The sequence below is a fragment of the Mucilaginibacter pedocola genome (genome assembly GCF_002013915.1).
GTDB classification, from domain to species: domain Bacteria; phylum Bacteroidota; class Bacteroidia; order Sphingobacteriales; family Sphingobacteriaceae; genus Mucilaginibacter; species Mucilaginibacter pedocola.
In genome coordinates this window covers 98,782-118,845 of sequence record NZ_MBTF01000038.1, presented here as the reverse complement: position 1 = coordinate 118,845, position 20,064 = coordinate 98,782, and the positions used below count along the sequence as shown (strand labels likewise).

At 46.3% G+C, this 20,064-nt stretch carries 12 protein-coding genes; 4 read left to right on the top strand and 8 right to left on the bottom strand.

Features of this window, described 5'->3' with window-relative positions; all coding sequences use genetic code 11:
• Nucleotides 1-16: 16 nt before the first annotated feature.
• Entirely contained in the window at nucleotides 17-829 is an 813-nt protein-coding gene (locus BC343_RS28275; RefSeq protein ID WP_078351175.1) for a sugar phosphate isomerase/epimerase family protein, read from the top strand.
• Here BC343_RS28275 and nqrF read toward each other — a convergent pair.
• Nucleotides 826-3,102 (bottom strand): NADH:ubiquinone reductase (Na(+)-transporting) subunit F, encoded by a 2,277-nt coding sequence (gene nqrF / locus BC343_RS28270; protein ID WP_078351174.1) that lies wholly within the window; start codon nucleotides 3,100-3,102, stop codon nucleotides 826-828. The genes BC343_RS28275 and nqrF overlap by 4 nt on opposite strands.
• A gap of 791 nt (nucleotides 3,103-3,893) precedes the next feature.
• Between nqrF and BC343_RS28260 the strand changes: the two genes are divergently transcribed.
• Together BC343_RS28260 and BC343_RS28255 are read left to right on the top strand one after the other, a co-directional pair.
• Complete coding sequence (locus BC343_RS28260) at nucleotides 3,894-7,019, top strand: SusC/RagA family TonB-linked outer membrane protein (RefSeq protein ID WP_202909881.1); 3,126 nt, start codon at nucleotides 3,894-3,896, stop codon at nucleotides 7,017-7,019.
• Between the two features lie 11 nt (nucleotides 7,020-7,030).
• Entirely contained in the window at nucleotides 7,031-8,812 is a 1,782-nt protein-coding gene (locus tag BC343_RS28255) for a RagB/SusD family nutrient uptake outer membrane protein (RefSeq protein ID WP_078351172.1), read from the top strand.
• A gap of 139 nt (nucleotides 8,813-8,951) precedes the next feature.
• On the opposite strand, the gene BC343_RS28250 is transcribed toward BC343_RS28255, so the two are convergent.
• Complete coding sequence (locus BC343_RS28250) at nucleotides 8,952-9,851, bottom strand: AraC family transcriptional regulator (protein WP_078351171.1); 900 nt, start codon at nucleotides 9,849-9,851, stop codon at nucleotides 8,952-8,954.
• A 286-nt stretch (nucleotides 9,852-10,137) separates the two neighbouring features.
• Here BC343_RS28250 and BC343_RS28245 point away from each other — a divergent pair, with 286 nt between their 5' ends.
• Nucleotides 10,138-12,564 (top strand): family 78 glycoside hydrolase catalytic domain, encoded by a 2,427-nt coding sequence (locus tag BC343_RS28245; protein WP_078351170.1) that lies wholly within the window; start codon nucleotides 10,138-10,140, stop codon nucleotides 12,562-12,564.
• A gap of 82 nt (nucleotides 12,565-12,646) precedes the next feature.
• On the opposite strand, the gene glf is transcribed toward BC343_RS28245, so the two are convergent.
• The 6 genes from glf to BC343_RS28215 form a co-directional block, all read right to left on the bottom strand.
• Complete coding sequence (glf, locus tag BC343_RS28240; protein ID WP_078351169.1) at nucleotides 12,647-13,783, bottom strand: UDP-galactopyranose mutase; 1,137 nt, start codon at nucleotides 13,781-13,783, stop codon at nucleotides 12,647-12,649.
• Nucleotides 13,770-15,650 (bottom strand): glycosyltransferase family 2 protein, encoded by a 1,881-nt coding sequence (locus BC343_RS28235; protein ID WP_078351168.1) that lies wholly within the window; start codon nucleotides 15,648-15,650, stop codon nucleotides 13,770-13,772. The genes glf and BC343_RS28235 overlap by 14 nt, the downstream gene beginning before the upstream one ends.
• 21 nt (nucleotides 15,651-15,671) lie before the next feature.
• Complete coding sequence (locus BC343_RS28230) at nucleotides 15,672-16,664, bottom strand: HlyD family secretion protein (protein ID WP_078351167.1); 993 nt, start codon at nucleotides 16,662-16,664, stop codon at nucleotides 15,672-15,674.
• A 1-nt stretch (nucleotide 16,665) separates the two neighbouring features.
• Nucleotides 16,666-18,885, bottom strand: a complete 2,220-nt coding sequence (locus BC343_RS28225) for a peptidase domain-containing ABC transporter (protein WP_078351166.1) — start codon at nucleotides 18,883-18,885, stop codon at nucleotides 16,666-16,668.
• Nucleotides 18,886-19,027: 142 nt separating this feature from the next.
• Nucleotides 19,028-19,369 carry a hypothetical protein gene (locus tag BC343_RS28220; protein ID WP_078351165.1) on the bottom strand — a complete coding sequence of 114 codons (342 nt, stop codon included), beginning with the start codon at nucleotides 19,367-19,369 and terminating at the stop codon, nucleotides 19,028-19,030.
• A gap of 324 nt (nucleotides 19,370-19,693) precedes the next feature.
• Nucleotides 19,694-20,032, bottom strand: a complete 339-nt coding sequence (locus BC343_RS28215; RefSeq protein ID WP_078351164.1) for a hypothetical protein — start codon at nucleotides 20,030-20,032, stop codon at nucleotides 19,694-19,696.
• Nucleotides 20,033-20,064: the final 32 nt, after the last annotated feature.

Genomic DNA, 20,064 nt, shown 5'->3' with positions numbered 1-20,064 from the left:
GCAAAAGTAGCTTGTTATGGAAGTTTTAATATTAGCTCCCCAATGGGGTTTTGAGCACCTGCCCGCAGAAGAATTTATTATTAAAATAAAGGATGCAGGTTTTGATGGTATAGATACCTGGATGCCGGAGGATGAGCAGGAGCGAAAGGAATTTGTTAAGCTGATAGAACAGTACAAGTTACCCATAGTGAGCCATCAGCACCAGGCGAAGGGCAACAACATCAACGAGTTTTGCCGTTCTTTCGAATATTACCTGAATATTTCGATGGAGTGCAACCCCATACTCATCAACTCCCATTCGGGCAGGGATTATTTTAGTTTAGACGACCAATTGCGGGTGATAGACGTGGCCGAAGAATTTTCGGTAAAGAACAACATCCGCGTAGTGCACGAAACGCACAGGGGGCGGCTGGGTTACAGCCCTTACAATGCGGCTGAATTATTTAAACATCGCCCCGGGATGAAAATTACTGCCGACCTATCGCACTGGGTTTGCGTTACCGAAAGCTACCTGGAACATTGCCCCGATATTGTAAACGAAGCATTGAACCGTGCCGAACATATGCATGCCCGTGTAGGGCACACCCAGGGCCCGCAAGTGCCCGACCCTCGCGTGGTCGAGTGGCAACAAGCCACCGATATTTTTATGAATTGGTGGGAGAGGGTCATCGATATTAAACGACAAGCGGGTTACAAAACCTTTACCATCACCACCGAATTTGGCCCGCCACCCTACATGGTAAAGCTGCCCGGTACCGGGGAACCTATTGCCAACCAGTTCGATATCAATTGCTTTATGAAAGATATCATCCGTAACACCATAGTTTAAAATTCGTCGTACGCTATTTGTGCGGGTTTAACGCCTAAGCCGGCCAGCATTTTGGTGCAGGCTTTTATCATCATTGGCGGGCCACACAAGTAAAATTCTACCTGGCTAAGGTCGTGGTGCAACTTCAGGTAATTATCGCGCGCCACCTCGTGGATGAACCCGCGGTAACCATCCCATTCCTCAGTTTCCAATGCATCAGACAGGGCGGGCTGAAAATGGAAGTTAGCGTGTTCTGCCTCCAACCGACGGAAGTAGCCGGTATAAAAAAGTTCCTGTCCCGAGCGTGCGCCGTACCAATATGTGATCTTCCGGTCGGAAGCGCTATTGTCTAACAGGTGTGTTAAGTGGGCACGTATAGGAGCCATGCCGGCGCCGCCGCCAATATAAACCATTTCTTTTTCGGTAGGCTTAATGTGAAAATCGCCGTAGGGGCCGTAAGCGGTTACCGTATCGCCGGGCTTGAGGTTAAAAACATAACTTGAGCCTACGCCGGGTAAACACTCTTGCCCCGGGGGCGGCATAGCTATGCGCACGTTGAAGGTAAGCTGCCTGTCGGTTTTGCAATTGCCTGCCAATGAGTAATTATTCCTGCGGATATGCGACGAGTTTTGGCAGTTTAAACCGAATAGCCGCTGCGCCTCCCAAACCTGCCGGTAGGGGGCGGGGATATCCCACTGGCTGAAGTTGATTTCGGCGTATTGCGGTATTTCTATCTGCATATAGTCGCCCGGCCTAAAGTTTATTTTCTCCCCGTCTTCCATCGGTTCCAAAACCAGTTCTTTTATAAAGGTGGCTACGTTTTGGTTAGATACAACGCGCAGTTTATAGGCTCTTTCAATTTCCTTAGCGCCACCCGCATTTTTAAGATTCAACCACAATTCGCCCGAAACCTCTTTTACGGGATAAGTAGCAAGCCCGCGGCAAATAGGTGCCCTTGCGGGGGAGCCATCGTGCAGGTTAAAACGCCCGTTGTGTTTGGGGCATTCTATAATGCCACCCTTTACCAAACCTTCGCTAAGGTGTGTATTGCCATGGGTGCAAATACCATCGGTAGCGTATAGCTGGCTTTTGGCATCGCGGTAGACGGCAAATGTTTTGTTATCATGATCGAACCGCAGAACATCTTCATTATCCAACAGGTCGGCTGCGCCTATCTTTAGCCAGCCTTCATTACCAATTGAGGCGGATGATACGATAACATTGCCGCGGCTGCTTTCGCTTGCCAGCGGTAACTCGCGCTTTACATGGTAGCCGGGTTCTTTCTGCTGCCGCAATAGCGTTGGTAGTATCTCGCGCCAGGCCGATAGGATAGAGGGGTAAACCGGCGGGCAATCATTCTTAACCAACTGATGTAATTTAGGCAAAGCATGGTAGGGCACCAACGGAAACATGTGGTGCTCTACGTGATAGTTCATGTTCCAGTAAATAAACCGGCTAATGGGGTTCATGTAAACGGTGCGGCAGTTTAAGCGATGGTCCAGCACGTTCTCGGCAAGGCCCGCATGCTGGGTAGTGTTGTGCACTATCATTAACCAGGTACCGAAAAATTGCGGCAGGATGAATAAAAATATGGGCACCCAGCTATGGAAAGCAATGGCGCTAATAATAAACAACACGTATAGCCCAAGGCTGATGCGCGCGTTGCGGTATACCCGGTTGTATTCGGTATCAGGCACGTAGGTTTTCTCGGCGGCGCTCATGTTGCCAAAGGCGTGGCGTATCAAGCCGCTATAATAGGCCTGGTAGGTCTGTATGTTAAATACCGATAATACAAGGCTCAGCAGATTTGGAGGGCGGGGGACCTGTATCTCGGGGTCGCGGCCTACAATGATGGTATCGCTATGGTGGCGTATATGGCTCCAGCGCCACACTACCGATTCGCGCATCACCATGAACGAGGCTACCTCATAAACCAGATTATTCAGCCGGTCGGTTTTAAAGGCGGTGCCATGCCCGCATTCGTGCCAGCGCGAATCGGAACTGGTGCCATAAAAAACGGCATAGATGAGGTAGGGGATAATGGCCCAGTACGTTCCCCAAAGCCAGATGGTAGCTACTGCGGTTATCGCCAATACAGCAAACAGCAGCAGGGTATCGCGGATAGCGGGGCCATCGCGCCGGGCAAGCAGGCTACGCATAGTTTTATGTGGTACGGGGCTTTGGTACCAATCGGCCTCGGCCAGCCCAAGGGCTAACGCGCGTTCGGCGCTTGCTCCGGTTAACGAATAATCGATCTTCTCAACGGCGTTATATTCCATTGTTTGGGTTGCCATAATAAATAAATGTTGTAAAGCTTTAGTGCGCCCGCGGATGCTGAACAGAACCGGAAGGGGGCTAAGGTTATAATTTGGCCTTCTAAATTTAGTGCTAAAGAACAAGTTTTACACGCCGCGCGATTGCAGAAATTGAGAAAAGATTTTAGCAATTTGATATGCATGTTGCTGGCCTGTATTTAAATGAACATATCAGCCGTTTCCCCCGGCTTTAGTAAATATTTGCTTTGTTGTTTTAATTGGCAACCTATACTATCCCAAATATGCCTTAGATTGTTGTTGATACACTAAGGTTTGTATTTTTGAATGTAATTTATTGTTTATTAATTGTTTGTGGTTTTGTATTGCCGTTGGTTTAGGGTGTTGGTTACACGGAAAAGTGAATATCCTGTCAAAAAGCTTACATCAAAGGTCAAAATGTGCAACAGGGTTTTTCCGGCGCCAAATACTTTCGTATCGTCATCACTGTGCAGTTGAAATTGCAATAAGCTGCCACAGGATGATTACCAGTATAACCAATTATTTACCCCTGCATCCAATTGCAAAATACTTCCGGTGATCAAGCGCTTGATGCATCTGTTGTTTTCTGCTGCCGGATGTTTAAAGCCTTCATCAATGAGAAAAATAACAGCACTAAAAACACTCCATAAAAAACGGGCCGTGTAAAAAATAAACCCGGTACGTCCGCAATTGCGCAGCATTAATGCCCGCGGTTGCAGAACTACAAACAACAATTATTAACCCAATAAGTAATGCCCTCAAAAGAGGCAATTGCACAAACTCGCCCATATATGAAAAGATATTTACTAAAAAGCGTTCATCGCTTTGTTTGCATAGGGGTGTTGGCTTTATTGTTTATACTTAAAGCACAGGCCCAGCAAACTATCAATGTAACAGGTGTGGTTACCGAGCAGGCCACCGGCAAGCCCCTGCCCGGTGTTACCGTTAAGGTAAAAGGCACCACTAACGGCATCGTAACCGATGTGAACGGTGGCTATAAGCTCACCGTACCCCAGGATGCCGTATTACAATATTCCTTCATCGGTTTTGAGCCCATAGAAAGAACAGCCGCCGCCCGTGCCGACGTACAGTTGGTAGCGAAACAAGGCTCGCTGAACGAGGTGGTAGTAGTAGGGTACGGTACCCGTAAAAAAGCTACCCTCACCGGTTCCATAGCTTCGGTAAAGGGTTCGGAGGTTGCCAAATCGCCGGCAGGCAACGTGTCTAACTCGCTGGCCGGCCGCTTACCCGGTTTAGTTGCCGTAACCCGCACCGGCGAACCCGGTAACGATGGCTCTACCCTGCGTATACGCGGTGCCAATACCCTTGGCGATAACTCGCCGCTGGTGGTTATTGATGGTATAGCCAACCGTAACCTGGAGCGTTTGGACCCTTCCACAATCGAATCGGTTACGGTTCTGAAAGATGCCTCGGCAGCTATTTACGGTGCGCAGGCCGCCAACGGTGTTATATTGGTTACCACCAAACGCGGTACCAGCGGCAAACCTACTATTCAGCTTAATTTGAACCAGGGTTGGAACACACCAACCGTATTGCCTAAAATGGCCGACGCGCCGCTTTATGCACAATTACAGAACGAAATTTCGGAAGCTTACCACCCGGGCAGCCCGCTACCTTACTCGGCAGAGGATATAGAGAAATATGCCAACGGCAGCGACCCATGGGGCCACCCCAATACCGATTGGTTTAAAGAAACCATTAAAAGTAATTCGCCGCAGCGCTATGGCAACCTTACCCTTTCGGGCGGGTCGGATGCGGTAAAATACTTCACATCACTGGGCTCTAACTTTACCGATGGGATGTTCCGTAACAGTAATATCAATTATTCGCAAACCAACTTTCAGAGTAATTTAGATGCACGCGTATCAAAAGATATCCGCCTGAGCTTTGATATTACCGGCAGGCAGGAGAACCGTAATTACTCAGGCGGTGGTAATAACGGCGGTAGTACCGATGCAGCGCAGAACATTTTTTGGGCCTTGAACAGGGCTTTCCCTACAACACCTGCCTATTGGCCAAACGGCCTGCCCGGCCCGGCTATTGAGTACGGCGCCAACCCGGTGGTACTGGTAACCGATAAAACAGGTTACACCCACCAGCGCGATTACGTTTTCCAGAGCAACATGCGGTTGGTGATCAATATACCATGGGTGCAGGGCCTATCGCTAACCGGTAACGCCGCGGTTGATAAAACTTTTGTGCAATACAAGCAATTCCGCAAACCATGGAATTTATATACCTGGGATAAAGTTACCTATGATGCAAATAACCAGCCCCTGTTACTGGCCAGCAAAAGCGGTAACACCGACCCGCGCGTATATCAATCGAGCAACGTAGTGGGCCTTACTACCTTAAACGCATTGCTGAACTACGACCGCGCCTTTGGCAAACACGACCTAAAGGTGCTGGCCGCCACCGAGCGCATCAGCGGCGATAATATGTATTTCTGGGCGTTCAGGCGCAACTATACCAGCGATATACTGCCCGAACTGGACTTGGGCAGCAACGCCCTTAAAGATAATGGTGGCAACTCGGGCGTGACCCGCAGGCTCGATTATTTTGGCCGCGTTAGCTACGCCTACGATTCTAAGTACCTGGCCGAATTTGTTTGGCGTTACGATGGCTCGTACATATTCGACCCTAATGGCCAGCAGTTCGGTTTCTTCCCCGGCGTTTCGTTGGGTTACCGTATCTCTAACGAGAAATTCTGGAAAGAGAACCTATCATTCATCAACGAGTTTAAGCTGCGCGGGTCATGGGGCCGCACCGGTAACGACCGTATTGGCCCATACCAATACATGACCACCTACGGCTACAACGGCGCCTATGTGTTTAACCAGAGCACCGTACAGCAAACGCTTACCGCCTTACGCATACCTAACGCAGGTGTTACCTGGGAGGTGGCCAATCAATCCAACATCGGTTTAGATGCCCAATTGCTGGATGGTAAAATAACCATCAGCGGCGATTATTTTTATAACCTGCGCTCTAACATCCTGGCTTACCGCAATGCGTCGGTACCGGGCTCGGCAGGGCTTTCCCTTCCGCAGGAAAATATAGGCAAGGTGGTTAACAAAGGTTTCGAGTTGCAAATTGGTTACCAAAACCGCGCCGGCGACTTTGTGTACAGCGTATCGGCAAACGGCGCTTACTCTAAAAACCACATCCAATACTGGGACGAAACACCCGGCGTACCCGATTACCAGCGCTCTACCGGCAGCCAAATGAACGCCAATTTATACTACCAGTCCATGGGCGTGTTTAAAGACCAGGCAGCTGTTGATGCCTATCCGCACTGGCCTGGTGCCCGCCCCGGCGATATCATTTTTAAGGATGTTAACAACGACGGTGTGATAAACGGCCTCGACCAGGTGCGCAGCAAAAAAACATCTATCCCTACGTTTACAGGCGGGCTTAACATTAACCTGCAATACAAAAACTTCGATGCCAGCATACTGTTCCAGGGAGCAGCAGGGGCAGAGCGTGCTTACACGGCGTTTTCAGGCGGCCCGGGTGTAGGTAACTTTATGTATAACCTGATAAAAGACCGCTGGACACCGCAGAACCCAAGCTCTACCAACCCGCGCGCCTGGGAACGCGGTGGTGCCTACTGGATGACCGATGGTATGCCTAACAATACCTATTTCGTGCGCAGCAGCGATTACCTTAGGCTGAAGAACTTCGAGTTGGGGTACACGCTGTCGTCCTCTATTAGCAAACGTATGGGTATACAAACTATGCGTGTATTTGCAAGCGGCCTGAATATGCTAACCTTCACCAAAATGAAGGATTTCGACCCCGAATCGCCGGATACTGCTCCGGGTTCTATCTGGGTGAACAGCCAGGTTTACCCGCTCAATAAAACAATAAATGTGGGCTTATCAGTAACCTTTTAAATCAAGGAAAAATGAAACGTAATCAAATCAAAATAATAGGTACGTCGGTGCTTTTCACGGCACTGTCGCTGGGTTCCTGCAAGAAAGAATTTTTGGATACCAAACCCTCTACGCAATTCGCCGAATCGGATGTATGGTCGGACCCTAACCTGGTGCAGCTGAATATCAACAGCATTTATAACCAAAACCCCTGGAACTTTTACCTTACATCGCTATCTGTTGATGAGGCCCGCTCTTACGATGGCGGCGCCGACTACAACATGAGCAATATGCTGTTATCTCCTGATAACGCCGGCTGGGGCGACTGGAACGGCAAGTACCGCGCTATACGCGATTGCAATGTGTTTTTAGAGAATATAGATAAACTGCCCGATAACCCATCGCTTACCGATGGTGTAACCTTAAAGAACAGGCTAAAAGGCGAGGCTATATTTTTACGCGCCTGGTATTACCAAATGCTGGTAAGCTATTTTGGCGGCGTGCCGCTGGTAACCAAATCATACGTGCTGACGGATGATTTTGCTGCACAACGAAACACTTATGAAGAGTGCGTTAAATTCATCAGCGAGCAATGCGACCAGGCAGCGGCCTTGTTACCAACTACTAACTCGGGCGATAGCAAGGGTAGGGCCACCAAAGGCGCGGCGCTGGCGCTAAAATCGAGAGCCTTACTGTATGCCGCCAGCGAATTACATTACCAGGGTAAGTTCTCGGGTTTTTCTAATCCTGAATTATTGGGCTACACCGGTGGCGATAAGAACCAGCGCTGGCAGGCAGCTAAAGATGCGGCTAAAGCGGTGATAGACCTTGGTGTTTACAGCCTTTATCAGCCAACCCCGGCAACGCCGGCGCAGGCCACCCAAAATTACGAGGACCTGTTTACCTCAAAGGAGAGCAGCGAGGATATCTTCATCAGGTATTTCAGCGTAGCCGCAAATTTAGGTGCCGATTTTTGGACAGTGTTCCCCAATGGTTTCGGCGGTATAGAGTATAACGGTGCAACCAGCGAAACCGTTGATGCTTACGAAATGGCTGATGGAACAACATTTTCGCGAAGCAATGCTGCACAAAACCTGGAGCCATACAAAAACCGCGATCCACGCTTTTATGCCACTATTTTGTATGAAGGTGCAAAATTCCGCCCAAGGGCATCAAACCTTGTAGGGACCGACCCGGTAGGCGTGCTGCAGGTGGGTACCTGGGAAAAATGGGATGCATCTGCCGGTAAGGTAACTTATGTATATGGTTTAGATAGCCGCAATAGTGCCGTTTATGGCGGTGGTTATAACAACACCGGTACCTCTATGCTGAAGTTCATCAACCGCAAAACCGATATGTATGTGAACCACCAGGACGACCTTACCTGGCGCTACATCCGTTACTCGGAAATTATACTGAACTATGCAGAGGCTTGTATAGAATTGGGTCAGGATGCCGAGGCGCGTACCTACATGAACATGATAAGGAAAAGGGCGGGCATGCCTGATGTTACAGAATCCGGCGATGCTTTGAAAAAACGCTACCAAAACGAAAGGCGCATTGAGATGCTTTTTGAGAACCAGCGCTTTTTTGATGTGCGCAGGTGGATGATCGGTGCCGATGCGTACCATAATATGCACGGGGTGGATGTGGTTTACAAACTAAACCCCGATAAAACCACGGCTACTATCCCTACCGTAACCCCGGTACAAATAACAACGGGCACATGGGATCCGAAAGCCTACTTTATGCCAATAGCACGATCTGAAATGAACAAGAACGCTAAGCTGGTACAAAACCCGGGGTATAATTAATCCCCGGTACTTCTAATGCAATGCGGCCGGTTTGTTGGTTAACCGGCCGCTTTTTTATGTTTTAGATCGGGCGCGCCATAGGTGCGTAATGTTGGTAGCTTATAATTAATCACAAAGTATCGCGCCGCCAGGTGCGAAACTATTTGTCCAAAGTACCCGCATTCTTAGCGAAACTCTTCCGGAACTCCAACGGTGTGAGCTTTGTTTTTTCTTTAAAGAGGTTAGAGAAGTACTGAGTGGATTCGAAGTTCAACGAAAACGCTATCTCTTTTACCGAGCGTGTGCTGTTCACTAATTCTTCCTTCGCTTTTTCCAGTTTAAGCTGTATTTGGTATTGTATGGGCGCCATGCCGGTATAACCCTTAAAAAGTTTACGGAAGCGCGAGTAACTGATATGTAATTGGTCGGCAATGTCGTTGGGGCAGAGTTTGCTTTCCAGGTTGTCCCTGATGATGGAGCGGGCGCGGTTGATAATGTTCTCCACATCATCCTGCCCGAAGGATTTTTGTTTGGATGAATTGTATATCTGCCCCAAAAGATAAATGGCGGCACCCGATACCAGCGGTTGGTAGGCAGGTTTTTCTTTATCTATAATTTCTATTACCTCGTTAAAAAGGCTTATCATGTTTTGGTTATAGCCAACGTTAACCACGGGGTGTTCCGGGTCAAAAAACTCCTTATCTACCAAATTGGCCATAAATGCGCCCTGGTAGCCTATCCAGTATTCTTTCCAACCTGTTTTTAAGTTAGGGCGATAACGGTGCCTTACGTTTGGGAATATAGCTATTACCGATCCGCTCGTGATAGGGATATCGCCGGTGGCCTGGCTGTTGAATACGCCGCTACCCTCGGTTACATATACCAGCGAATACTCTTGCAGTACCCGCCCATTCTCCCAGCTAAAGGTATGGTGCTTGGGGTGTTCGGCATCGGGGTATTGCCCGCCGGGGGCATATTCCTGGTAACCTGCATGCAAAACCTGCAAGCCCCAGTTTTCGTCCTGCGCCGAGATGGGGAGGTATTTATAAAAATTCTTCATCACAATTATTTATAACCGATAACCCTAATATCGAAGAAATTTTGCCGGTAACGCCCAAATAGCAAAAAACGAACAACTAAGATCAAATTCTTCACACATAACTGCACTTTTGTAGCCCAAAACCTCTCTTACATAGCGGACAAAAAGTATTTTTCTAATATCAAAAAACACACTTTTTAAACGGATAGGCATGGTATATTTAAAAATTATTAGACCAATATACCAATAAGCTAAAACGTTTTATAAATAATTAGGCTGCTATTGTGCGCGCCCAATTCTTATCGATATGAGAAAGAACCTATACCTGCCATTAAACATAACTCTTGCCGTGTTATTGTGTTTTAACATAGCCGCTTTTGGCCAAACCGCTTCGTCAAAATATCGATGGGGCAAAAGTGCTTATATCTCGGTAACCACAAAAACGCTTGATGGCGTGAAGCCATTAGCGCAATGGATATGGGATTCGGGAGAGCCTAACCCGCGCAATTATTATTTGCTGGCGCGAAAAGCCTTTAAGTTGGATAGGCTTCCCACCAGTGCCATAGCCTATATATCTGCCTTTGCTTATGCCGATGTTTATATCAACGGCAAGCTTTTCGAACGTTGCCCGGTAAACAGCGACCCTGAATACCAGAATTACGATAAATTCGACATTGCTGCTTACCTGAAGAAAGGCGACAACACCATAACTGCTGTTGTGCAAAACTTCGGGGTAGGGCTGCACTCGCAGATGAATGCGCGCGGCGGGTTCTTTTTTCAGTGTAAACTGAGCTACCCTGATAAGTCGATAGATATTTTGAGCGACAACACCTGGAAAGTTACACAGGCCAAAGCATGGGATACCCAAACTGCCTTTAGAGATACCAACGCCCACCTGATAGGTTTTTTAGAAAAGTTCGACGCACGGCTGTGGCCGCAAAATTGGGAAAGCCCAGCTTTCAACGATGCTGCTTGGGAGAACGCCACTATAATAGGTGTGCCGCCCGTTGCGCCATGGAATGGTATTACCGTAATTGAACGCCCGCGCCTCAGCCGAAAAATTGTAAAACCGGTAAAGCAATGGCGAAGCGGGAATAAACTGGTTTACGACTTTGGTGTGGAGATAGCGGGCTACCCGCAATTTACCATCAACTCAAAAACAGAGGGTGTTGAGTTAGAGATAGGGACGGGAGAGCGGTTGGATAAAGATGGTGCACCCTTGCTTCGGGTTAGCAGCGACCATTCGGAACGCTACATCACTCGCAAAGGGCTACAAAGCTGGCGGCCGTATACCTGGAGCGGGTTCAGGTATTTTTCCATAGATGCCAATAAGGATGTTGAGGTGGTAAATGTAGACGCCGAGTTCGCCTGTTACGATTATGAGATGGAGAGCACCTTTGCCTGTTCGGATACACTGCTGAATAAGTTTTGGGAAGTTGGCCGCCATACCATGCGCATCAATTCGATAGATACTTACCAGGACCCTTGGCGAGAGCATACGCAATACATTGCCGGCGATTCGCGGTATATGCAGCTATTCGGCAATTATGCTTTTGGCAAAAGTTCAAGGTTGTTGTCGGCATACAACCTGCTTTCGGGGGCGCAGTCGCAGCGCTGGCGCGATGATGGTGCTGTGCGCAGCCGCTACCCAACGGATTATTTTATGCAGCCCGGCAGTTCGGTTTATTTGGTGGATTATCAACTGGAGTGGGCGCTGATGATGCGCGAGTACTTCCTGTACTACGGCCGCGACGAGCGCATTGAAGCGCTTTACCCCATCCTCAAGAAGGCCATGGCTTATTACCGCCAGTTTATTGACGCTAAAACGGGCTTGCTGGCCAACTTACCCGGCTGGATAGTTTTAGATTGGCCCAGCACTTACCCCATTGAGCAAAAGAAAATTATAACCGGTACCAATTGCCTGTATTACGGCGCCCTTAACGCCGCGGCAGAAATGGCGGCCGATTTTGGCCACGACCCTAAACAAGCCGAAGAATGGAGGCAGCAGGCAGCAAAAATTAAAGAAGGGATCAATACCTACCTATGGTCGGCAAAGGATGGGGCTTATTTGGATAGTTACGGGGGAGCCAAAATTCAGCAGCAATCGCAGGTTTACGCTATGGAATACGGCTTGGCCGATAAGGCAAAAGAAAGCAGCATGACAAACGTAATAACCGCAGCAGGCAAAGCCAGCGAACAATCATTTGCCTATCGGGTGCTAAAGGCAATGTTCGCCCACGGGCAGGAGCAGTGGGCGCTTGACTATATGCGCAAAAACTGGGGTGCACAAATGAAACTATCATCTTTCAACGGTGCATGGCACGAGGGCTGGGACCTTGATTGGGGCTCAACTTCGCACGCCTGGTCGTCGGGGCCTACGGCCTTGTTAACCGAAAAGATAGTGGGGATAGAGCCTACCGGCGATGGCTGGAAAACAGTCAATGTTAAACCTGTTATCGGTGATCTGCAATGGGCCAAAGGCACCGTGAGCACCGTTTTGGGTAATATTGCTGCCGAATGGCATAAAACAGGCGCAAGGCATTTTACGTTGAAGCTTAATGTACCAACCGGAACCTCCGCAACCGTTTATTTGCCAACAACAAAACGAAAAACGGTAAGAGTAAATGGCAAAATGGTACAAAGTAAATCTGCCTATGGTTTGCATAACTCGGAAAACAATGATACCGTGTTAACCATAAAGGCTGGTGTTTATCTGTTTGATTGTGAAATGTAGCACGCGCTTCTTTTAGGTAGGGAATATATAAACTGTTGGTTTATAGAGAATTGATTTTTTTGAAATGTTAAACTAAAGCTGTTTAAACTTCGACTTCAAAGGCGGTATATAACTCGCGGTTGCACACTTTTAGCGCCGATGCAATTACCTGGTGCATATCGTAATATTTGTATTCGGCAAGCCTGCCGCCAAAAACAACATTATGGTTTTGCGCAGCCATTGTTTGGTATTTTTTTAAAATGGCATTGTTGCGGTCATCGTTAATAGGGTAGTAGGGCTCAACGTTTTTATCGGCCATTACCGGATACTCGCGGGTTATAACGGTTTTACTTTGCCTGCCAAACTCAAAATGTTTGTGCTCTACAATCCGGGTGAATTTACTTTTGGGGTCGCAGTAATTAACCACCGCATTTCCCTGGAAGTTTTCCATATCCAACACTTCAGTTTTAAACTGCAGGCTGCGGTATTCTAAATGCCCGTGCGAATGATCAAAATAGGCATCAATGGCACCGGTGTAAATTACTTTTTTGGCAAGCGCGGTAAGTTCATACCTGTTGGTGTTAAAATCAACGCCTGTTTTGAAGTCGATGCCGGCCAATAGTTTGGCTACGAGTTTGTTGTAGCCGCCTACAGGCACGCCCTGGTAGGTGTCGTCGAAATAGCAATTGTCGTAATTATACCTTACGGGCAATCTTTTTATGATGGAAGCAGGCAGCCGTGTAGCATCCCTTCCCCATTGTTTTTCGGTATAATGCCTTATCAGTTTTTCATAAATTTCGGGCCCTACCATTAGCAATGCCTGCTCTTGTAAGTTGCCGGCTTTTTTAAACGGAAGTTTACTTATTTGATCGCTAATTTTTTGCCTGGCCTCCGTTGGCGAAGTAATTTTCCAAAACTGGTAAAATGTATTCATGTTTATGGGCAGGTTAAACAACTCGCCATAATAGTTAGCCAGCGGGCTATTGGTGAACCTGTTAAACGTGGTAAATTGATTTACATAGTCCCAAATGCGTTTGCTATTGGTATGAAAAATATGCGGGCCATAAACATGCACATTTATATCGGCTATGTTTTCGCAGTATACGTTCCCGCCAAGGTGATTGCGCTTATCAATCACCAGGCATTTTTTACCGGCCCGGGTTGCTTCATATGCAAACACGGCCCCAAATAAGCCCGACCCCACTATCAGGTAATCGTAATGAGGGTTAGTAGCTGCCATTTGCATAAGTATGATGTAAAGCCTTGTTACTTTGCTTGCCGGCTATTATTTTATTGAAGAATGCGATAAGGCCCGGTACATGGTGGTCAAACGAAAACTCATCGCGGTGGTGCCATACATTGTTTGCCAGTCGGCGCATCAATGCACTATCTGTTAGTAGCTGCGCGGCATGCTCAAAGCTATCGTACAAAACACCTATATCATACCTTTGCAACAGCGCCTGCGAAGCTACTATGTGCCCGTTGTTGTTAAACTGAAGCATGGGCAGCCCGGCCGCGGCAAGTGTTGTAATGCGGGCCGGCAGGTTTAAATCGTCCCACACGGTTTGCATTAACTCGCCATTGTTTTGGCTTTTGAAATGATGCAGCCAGCCGGCGTTGTATTTAGAAAACTCGCTCACCCAGTTATCAGGTGCACAATTTTCATGAACATGAAAATAGCCCGGGGCGGCTTGCATGCAATCGTTAACCCAATCTTTCCATACATCCTGGTAGTTACCATAAAAATGCACATGTATTTTTTGCCCCGCCAAAACTGCTATATCATCGGGCACAATGCCCATTGGGCGGCCGGGTAGTACGGTATGTATTTGGCCATCAAAATCAGATAATAAGGCCGAACGCGTTCCCTTGAAATAATTATTCTTCGGGAGGTCGCCGTCGAGTATAAGCGTGGTATCATCATTTAGGTTGAGGTAATTACCAAACCAGGCTTTCACCTCGTCATTTATAAATATCTGCCCGTCTGACAGGCTGTAAAGAGCCATCAATTGGTTTTGGTGGCCGGCAATTTGGCAAAACGTGGGCCCTTCTTTAAAATGCCATACAAACGGTATATCCGGGTTTTCGGTTAACACCCGGTAGGCAAACGGAACCGTTTCTGAATTTAATAGGGCGTAAATAATATCGGGCTTTATTTTTTTTACCTCTTCAACCCAATTTGCAGGGCTAATGTCGGTTACGTTTCCAAATGGCAGCGGGCCAACAAAGTTTGAGAACATGGGTTTGTCCAACCATAGTCCGTATAATTTATGCCCCTGCTCTTCAAATGCCAAAATACGGTCGGGGTTGTAGGCCAATTCGCCAACAAGCAGTATTTTTAAACCCGATAAAGGTACAGATGCCGCAGGGGTGGTGTAAATTTCCTCTTCGTTATGTATGGTCCCTGTGGGTAATTTAAACCTTATGGGGCCTTTTACCTGGTAGTAACTGCGGTAATAACACAAGCCGCCGCCCAGTTTCTGGTTTATTATTTTATGCCGCTGTTCCGGATGCGCGCACCATTCGCACGTAACTTTACTTGTTGGTGCAAAAATCCCCTTATCCAATAATTTGCTCCAGTACATAGTAAACAGGTCGTGGGTTACCAGTTCATCGCGTTCCACCCAGCGTTCCTGGTTTTTAATGTGGGCTACCTGCGCCAGTTGTAAATAAAAGCCCGGTACCTGCCCATTGGCAAGCAAGGTTTTATTACTTGTTACAGAGCTGTAAGTATGATATTTGATGCCTGTATAAGCCAGCACGCAATTGGGCACTGCGTTTATTTTATCTATAAGGTTTTGCAGGTGTTGGGTGTAATAAAAATCGTCGGACGGGAGGTAGGCGATAAGGTTGTGCGATGCCAGTTTTATGCCCATATTTAAGCAAGCCCCTAAGCCTGCATTTTCACTGTTGCGGTAATATCGTATCTGGGGGTTATTTAAATGATGCTTAATAACGCTTTCGGTATCATCCGGCGATGCATCATTAATAATTATCAACTCCCAATTGGTAAAGGTTTGCAGCAACAAACTTTTTATTGCCCGTAGTATAAATGCCTGGTGCCTGTATGTTGGCATGATGACCGTTACGCCGTTATAAATATCCATATCACTAAAAAATAAGGTGCATCATTTGTTATTAAGGTTTATTACTTCGCGAAATATTTTTTCGCCGAGCGATCCCTTACGTACAGTTACCACTGCATTAGGCCCCAAATTATCGGTAAGCATAGCTGCTGTTTGTGCGTCAAGCGGTTTTGACATTTTTAAATAAGCCCGGAAGTTTTTGCCGGTATTGTTGGAGGGTAGCAGCATTCCCTGTAACAGCGTTGCCGGGGCACTTTTTGCTGTATCAATCAGTTTAAAGCTTATTACCTTACCGTATGGCAGCGGAACGGCTGTTGTTAGCAATAACGAGTCGAAGCCCGCTTTTTGAACCCGATCGTCGGGGCTGATTGTTAACCTGAAACCCGTATTGCCATTAGCTGCGGTGAAAAATCTGCCTATAGAAACCAGCCCTTTTATTGGTGATTTTACAACGTGGGTGCTTTCCCAATCCGTTAAGTTTCGCTTAAATTCATCAACGGCCTTTTCGAGGGTAGCTAAATGTTTGTAATAGGAGCCGGGGCTGCGGTCCGCTTCGTATTTTGCCTGTATAACATGCCACCGTAAATTAAAAAAGGGTTGTTGCATACCCCCGAGCTGCCGTAGCCCAAACATTACCGGCAATTTCGCAAAAGATACCTTATCAATCCCCAGTGCCGAATCGAGCAGGTGTGTGTAATTTTTAATACTGATAACTGATGCGTAGTTGAGCGTATCATTATCTGTTAGGGCGAGCACCTGGTTTTTATGTACCAGCTGGTTTTCTAATACCGTAGGCTGTATTATTTTATATTTAGCAGCGGTTGTTATCGTTGCAGGCACTGTGCCGGGCAAAGCCGTTATTGTTACAGCCACGTCGCGGTTATCATCAATAAAAAAGGTTAGTGCTATTAATACTAAAATGCTAACCAAAATGCCGGTTATGCCATATCTTATGATCAAGGCAGGCGGGGCCTCCATTAGCTCCTGCACCTCATCCGAGTAAATTTCGATGTTGTTTTCCACGGCGTTTTCCATATCAGTTCCCCAATTCGAGTTGGTTTTTTACGAGGTTATAGTAATGGCCCTTTAGGTTGCTTAGCTCATCGTGAGTGCCTTCTTCTACTATCTTTCCTTTATCTATCACCACAATTTTATCCGCATTTTTTACGGTGCTTAGCCTATGTGCTACCACAACTACCGTTTTACCTTTAAAAAACTTATTCAGGTTATCCATAATAACTTTTTCGTTATTGGCATCTAAGGAGTTTGTGGCCTCATCCAGAAATATAAACTGAGGGTTTTTGTATATGGCCCTTGCTATTAGCATGCGTTGTTTTTGGCCCTGACTAATACCATGCCCTGCAGCGCCTATTTGGGTATTGTACCGTAAGGCCAACGATTCTATAAATTCTTTAATATTAGCCATCGTTACAGCGTGCAATAGTTTATCCCGGTCAACAGACTCATCGCTAATGGCTATATTGTTAGCTATGGTATCAGAAAAAATAAAGCTGTCTTGCAAAACGGTGCCGGTATTTTGCCTCCAAACTTTACAATTGATGTGCTCGAAGGGGGCGTCGCCAACCATAATATGCCCCTTTTCGGGTTTATAAAAACCCAATAGCATTTTTAAAAGCGTGGTTTTGCCGCTGCCGCTAACGCCTACAATAGCCGTTACCTTGTTTTCGGGAATAGTTAAACTTACATTGTCGAGCACGGCGGGCGAAGCGGGGCCTTCGTACCTGTAGGTAAGATCGGTTATAGTTATATTTTTTTGTGCCGGAAGTTCGTGAATGGTAAACTCATCAAATTTATCTTCCGTTTCTTCGTGTTTTACTTCGCTGAGCCTTTCCAGGCTTATTTGTGCATCCTGCAACGATTGAGAAAACGATACAAACTGTTCTATAGGGGAGTTTAGTTGCCCTATAATGTATTGGATTGAAAATAGAACCCCTACGGATAATTGCCCCTCGATAACAGACCTGGCGGTGAAGTATGAAATGAATAGGTTTTTGGCGCTATTTATTAAAAATGCGCCTCCCTGTTGGTATTGCCCTATCATTAGGCCCCTTGTGCGTATTTTAAAAAGTTTAACCTGTATGCGCTCCCACTGCCATCTTTTCTGTTTTTCGCAATTGTTAAGTTTTATTTCCTGCATACCGCTAATCATTTCTATCATATTGTTTTGATAGCCGGCACCCTGCACAAAATTCCGGTTGTCTAAATCGCGCCGGTATTTTAAAAAACCAGTTATCCAGGCAACATAAACGGCACTCCCGGTAATGAATATTAAAAAAATCAATGCGTTGTAATACAGCATTATACAGCTGAAAACTATAAAGTTGCCTACTGCAAAAAGTAAGTTGATTGATGTTGATGTAAGAAAACCCTGTATGCGGTTATTATCGTTTACGCGCTGTAAAACATCGCCTGCCAGTTTGCTGTCGAAAAACGATAGGGGCATACGCATTAACCGCGCTAAAAAATCGGTTATAAGGGCTATATCAATACGGGTGGTTAAATGTAAAGTTATCCAGCTTTGAATGTAGGTGACCGATGTTTGGCCAAAAGATAACGTAAGCTGTGCTATCAACAACAGGGTAAGCAGGTTTAGGTTATTTTTGTTAACCCCTTTGTCTATAATCGATTGCGAGATTATCGGGAAAAACAATTGCAGCAGGCTTGCCGTTACAAAGCATAAAATGAGTTGTACAATAAGTTTTTTGAATGGCCGCAGGTAAGCTGCCATATCAAACAAACTGGTGCGTTTTTCAATAACCTCGTCTTCTGCCCGGTAAAATTCGGGTGTAGGCTCTAACACAAGGCAGTGGCCGGTTTCGCGGCCGTTTTTAAGGGTGCTTATCCAGCCGTGCTCAAACTCTTTGTCGTTGTATTTAGTTTTGCCTTTAGCAGGGTCTGCCACATGTATTACAAAGCCTTTACCGCCGGTGTTCTTTTTAGGCGTTATATTATGTACAACTAAAAAATGGTCTAAGTTCCAATGTACAATGCAGGGTAGGGGCACATCGCTGTAAAAACTTTGGGCATCAAGTTTTAACCCAATAGTCCTGAAACCGATATTCTCGGCAGCATCGCTAATTCCAAGTAACGAAGTGCCCCCCTTCGAAATATTTGAACGCTTTTTTATAAACCTGGCCGAATATTTACGCCCATAGTGTTGCGATATCATTCGTAAGCAGGTGGGGCCGCAGTCCATACCGTCAAGTTGTTTATATATGGGGAATGCCTTACTCATTCGGTTTAGTATTTCAGATAGATTGTTTTGTTGGTTGTAAAGTGTTGCCTGTGAGGCTATTTATTTGTATTTGAGCAGGTTATGCAATAATTACCGGCAAGCCGGTAATTATTGTTAGCAGCACGTTAATTAATAATGGTACTTAAATGCAAGAACCAAATACGTTATTTGATCCGTATGCGTACTGGCAGGTTACATTTACGTAATTTTGCCCGCATGGGCCATTAACATGGCAGGCAGTGCCGAGGTATGAGCCCGACGAAGTGTAGCAATTTGATAAATAACCCACGCCGGTTCTTGGCATGTTTGGCTGGCAATCAGGGTCGGAAGGGTGTTGATACAGGCAGTAATTGCCATAAGGATCGGGTAAGTTTTTTTGACAGGTTTGAAAGCCGCCTTTAATGCTTCTCAGCTCATCTTTGGTCATTACGCTGTCGGCATTTTTTTTTAATGCATTCAATGATAATTTAGAAATTGTTTTCATCTGGTTTGTTTTAGTAATTGATATAATAGATGTTTAGTACTGCTCCGGGTTGGATATGCGGGCGCAATTTTTTTAGTTTAAATACCCATGTATAGGTTTGCCCGCTAATGAAAATTGCATTGCTGTGTTAATATCAAGTAGCCTGTAGTTTTTTCCTTTGTTTCACCTGGATTGTTGTTGTTAACCTACTACGCTGGAGCAAGGGAAGCAGGTAGTTGCGTTGTTTTATATTATTGATAGCGAGGTTGTTTAGTTGTGTAGGAACAATAGTTACCGGCTAACCGATAACTATTGTTAGCAGTACGTTAGTTAAATAATGTTACCTTAAATACATGCGCCTGAACTGCCGTTTGATGGGTAGGCGTATTGGCATGTTACGTTTACATAATTTTGCCCGCATGGGCCATTAACATGGCAGGCAGTACCGATATACGAACCCGACGAATTGTAGCAATTTGATAAATAACCGGTTACCGTTCTTGGTAAGTTCGGATTGCAGTCAGGGTGGCCGGGGTTGCTTTGACAAAAGTAGCTACCGGGATCGGGCAGAGTTTTTTGGCAGGTTTGAAATCCGCCCTTAACGCTTCTTAGCTCATCTTTGGTCATGATGCTGTCGGCATTTTTTTTTAATGCATTCAATGATAATTTAGGAATTGTTTTCATCTTCTTTGTTTTAGTAATTAATATAATAGATG

Bases quoted from the DNA above. Each gene is read 5' to 3' on its own strand.
- BC343_RS28275 (WP_078351175.1), top strand. From the start codon at position 17: ATGGAAGTTTTAATATTAGCTCCCCAATGGGGTTTTGAGCACCTGCCC.
- nqrF (WP_078351174.1), bottom strand. From the start codon at position 3,102: ATGGCAACCCAAACAATGGAATATAACGCCGTTGAGAAGATCGATTAT.
- BC343_RS28260 (WP_202909881.1), top strand. From the start codon at position 3,894: ATGAAAAGATATTTACTAAAAAGCGTTCATCGCTTTGTTTGCATAGGG.
- BC343_RS28255 (WP_078351172.1), top strand. From the start codon at position 7,031: ATGAAACGTAATCAAATCAAAATAATAGGTACGTCGGTGCTTTTCACG.
- BC343_RS28250 (WP_078351171.1), bottom strand. From the start codon at position 9,851: ATGAAGAATTTTTATAAATACCTCCCCATCTCGGCGCAGGACGAAAAC.
- BC343_RS28245 (WP_078351170.1), top strand. From the start codon at position 10,138: ATGAGAAAGAACCTATACCTGCCATTAAACATAACTCTTGCCGTGTTA.
- glf (WP_078351169.1), bottom strand. From the start codon at position 13,783: ATGGCAGCTACTAACCCTCATTACGATTACCTGATAGTGGGGTCGGGC.
- BC343_RS28235 (WP_078351168.1), bottom strand. From the start codon at position 15,650: ATGGATATTTATAACGGCGTAACGGTCATCATGCCAACATACAGGCAC.
- BC343_RS28230 (WP_078351167.1), bottom strand. From the start codon at position 16,664: ATGGAAAACGCCGTGGAAAACAACATCGAAATTTACTCGGATGAGGTG.
- BC343_RS28225 (WP_078351166.1), bottom strand. From the start codon at position 18,885: ATGAGTAAGGCATTCCCCATATATAAACAACTTGACGGTATGGACTGC.
- BC343_RS28220 (WP_078351165.1), bottom strand. From the start codon at position 19,369: ATGAAAACAATTTCTAAATTATCATTGAATGCATTAAAAAAAAATGCC.
- BC343_RS28215 (WP_078351164.1), bottom strand. From the start codon at position 20,032: ATGAAAACAATTCCTAAATTATCATTGAATGCATTAAAAAAAAATGCC.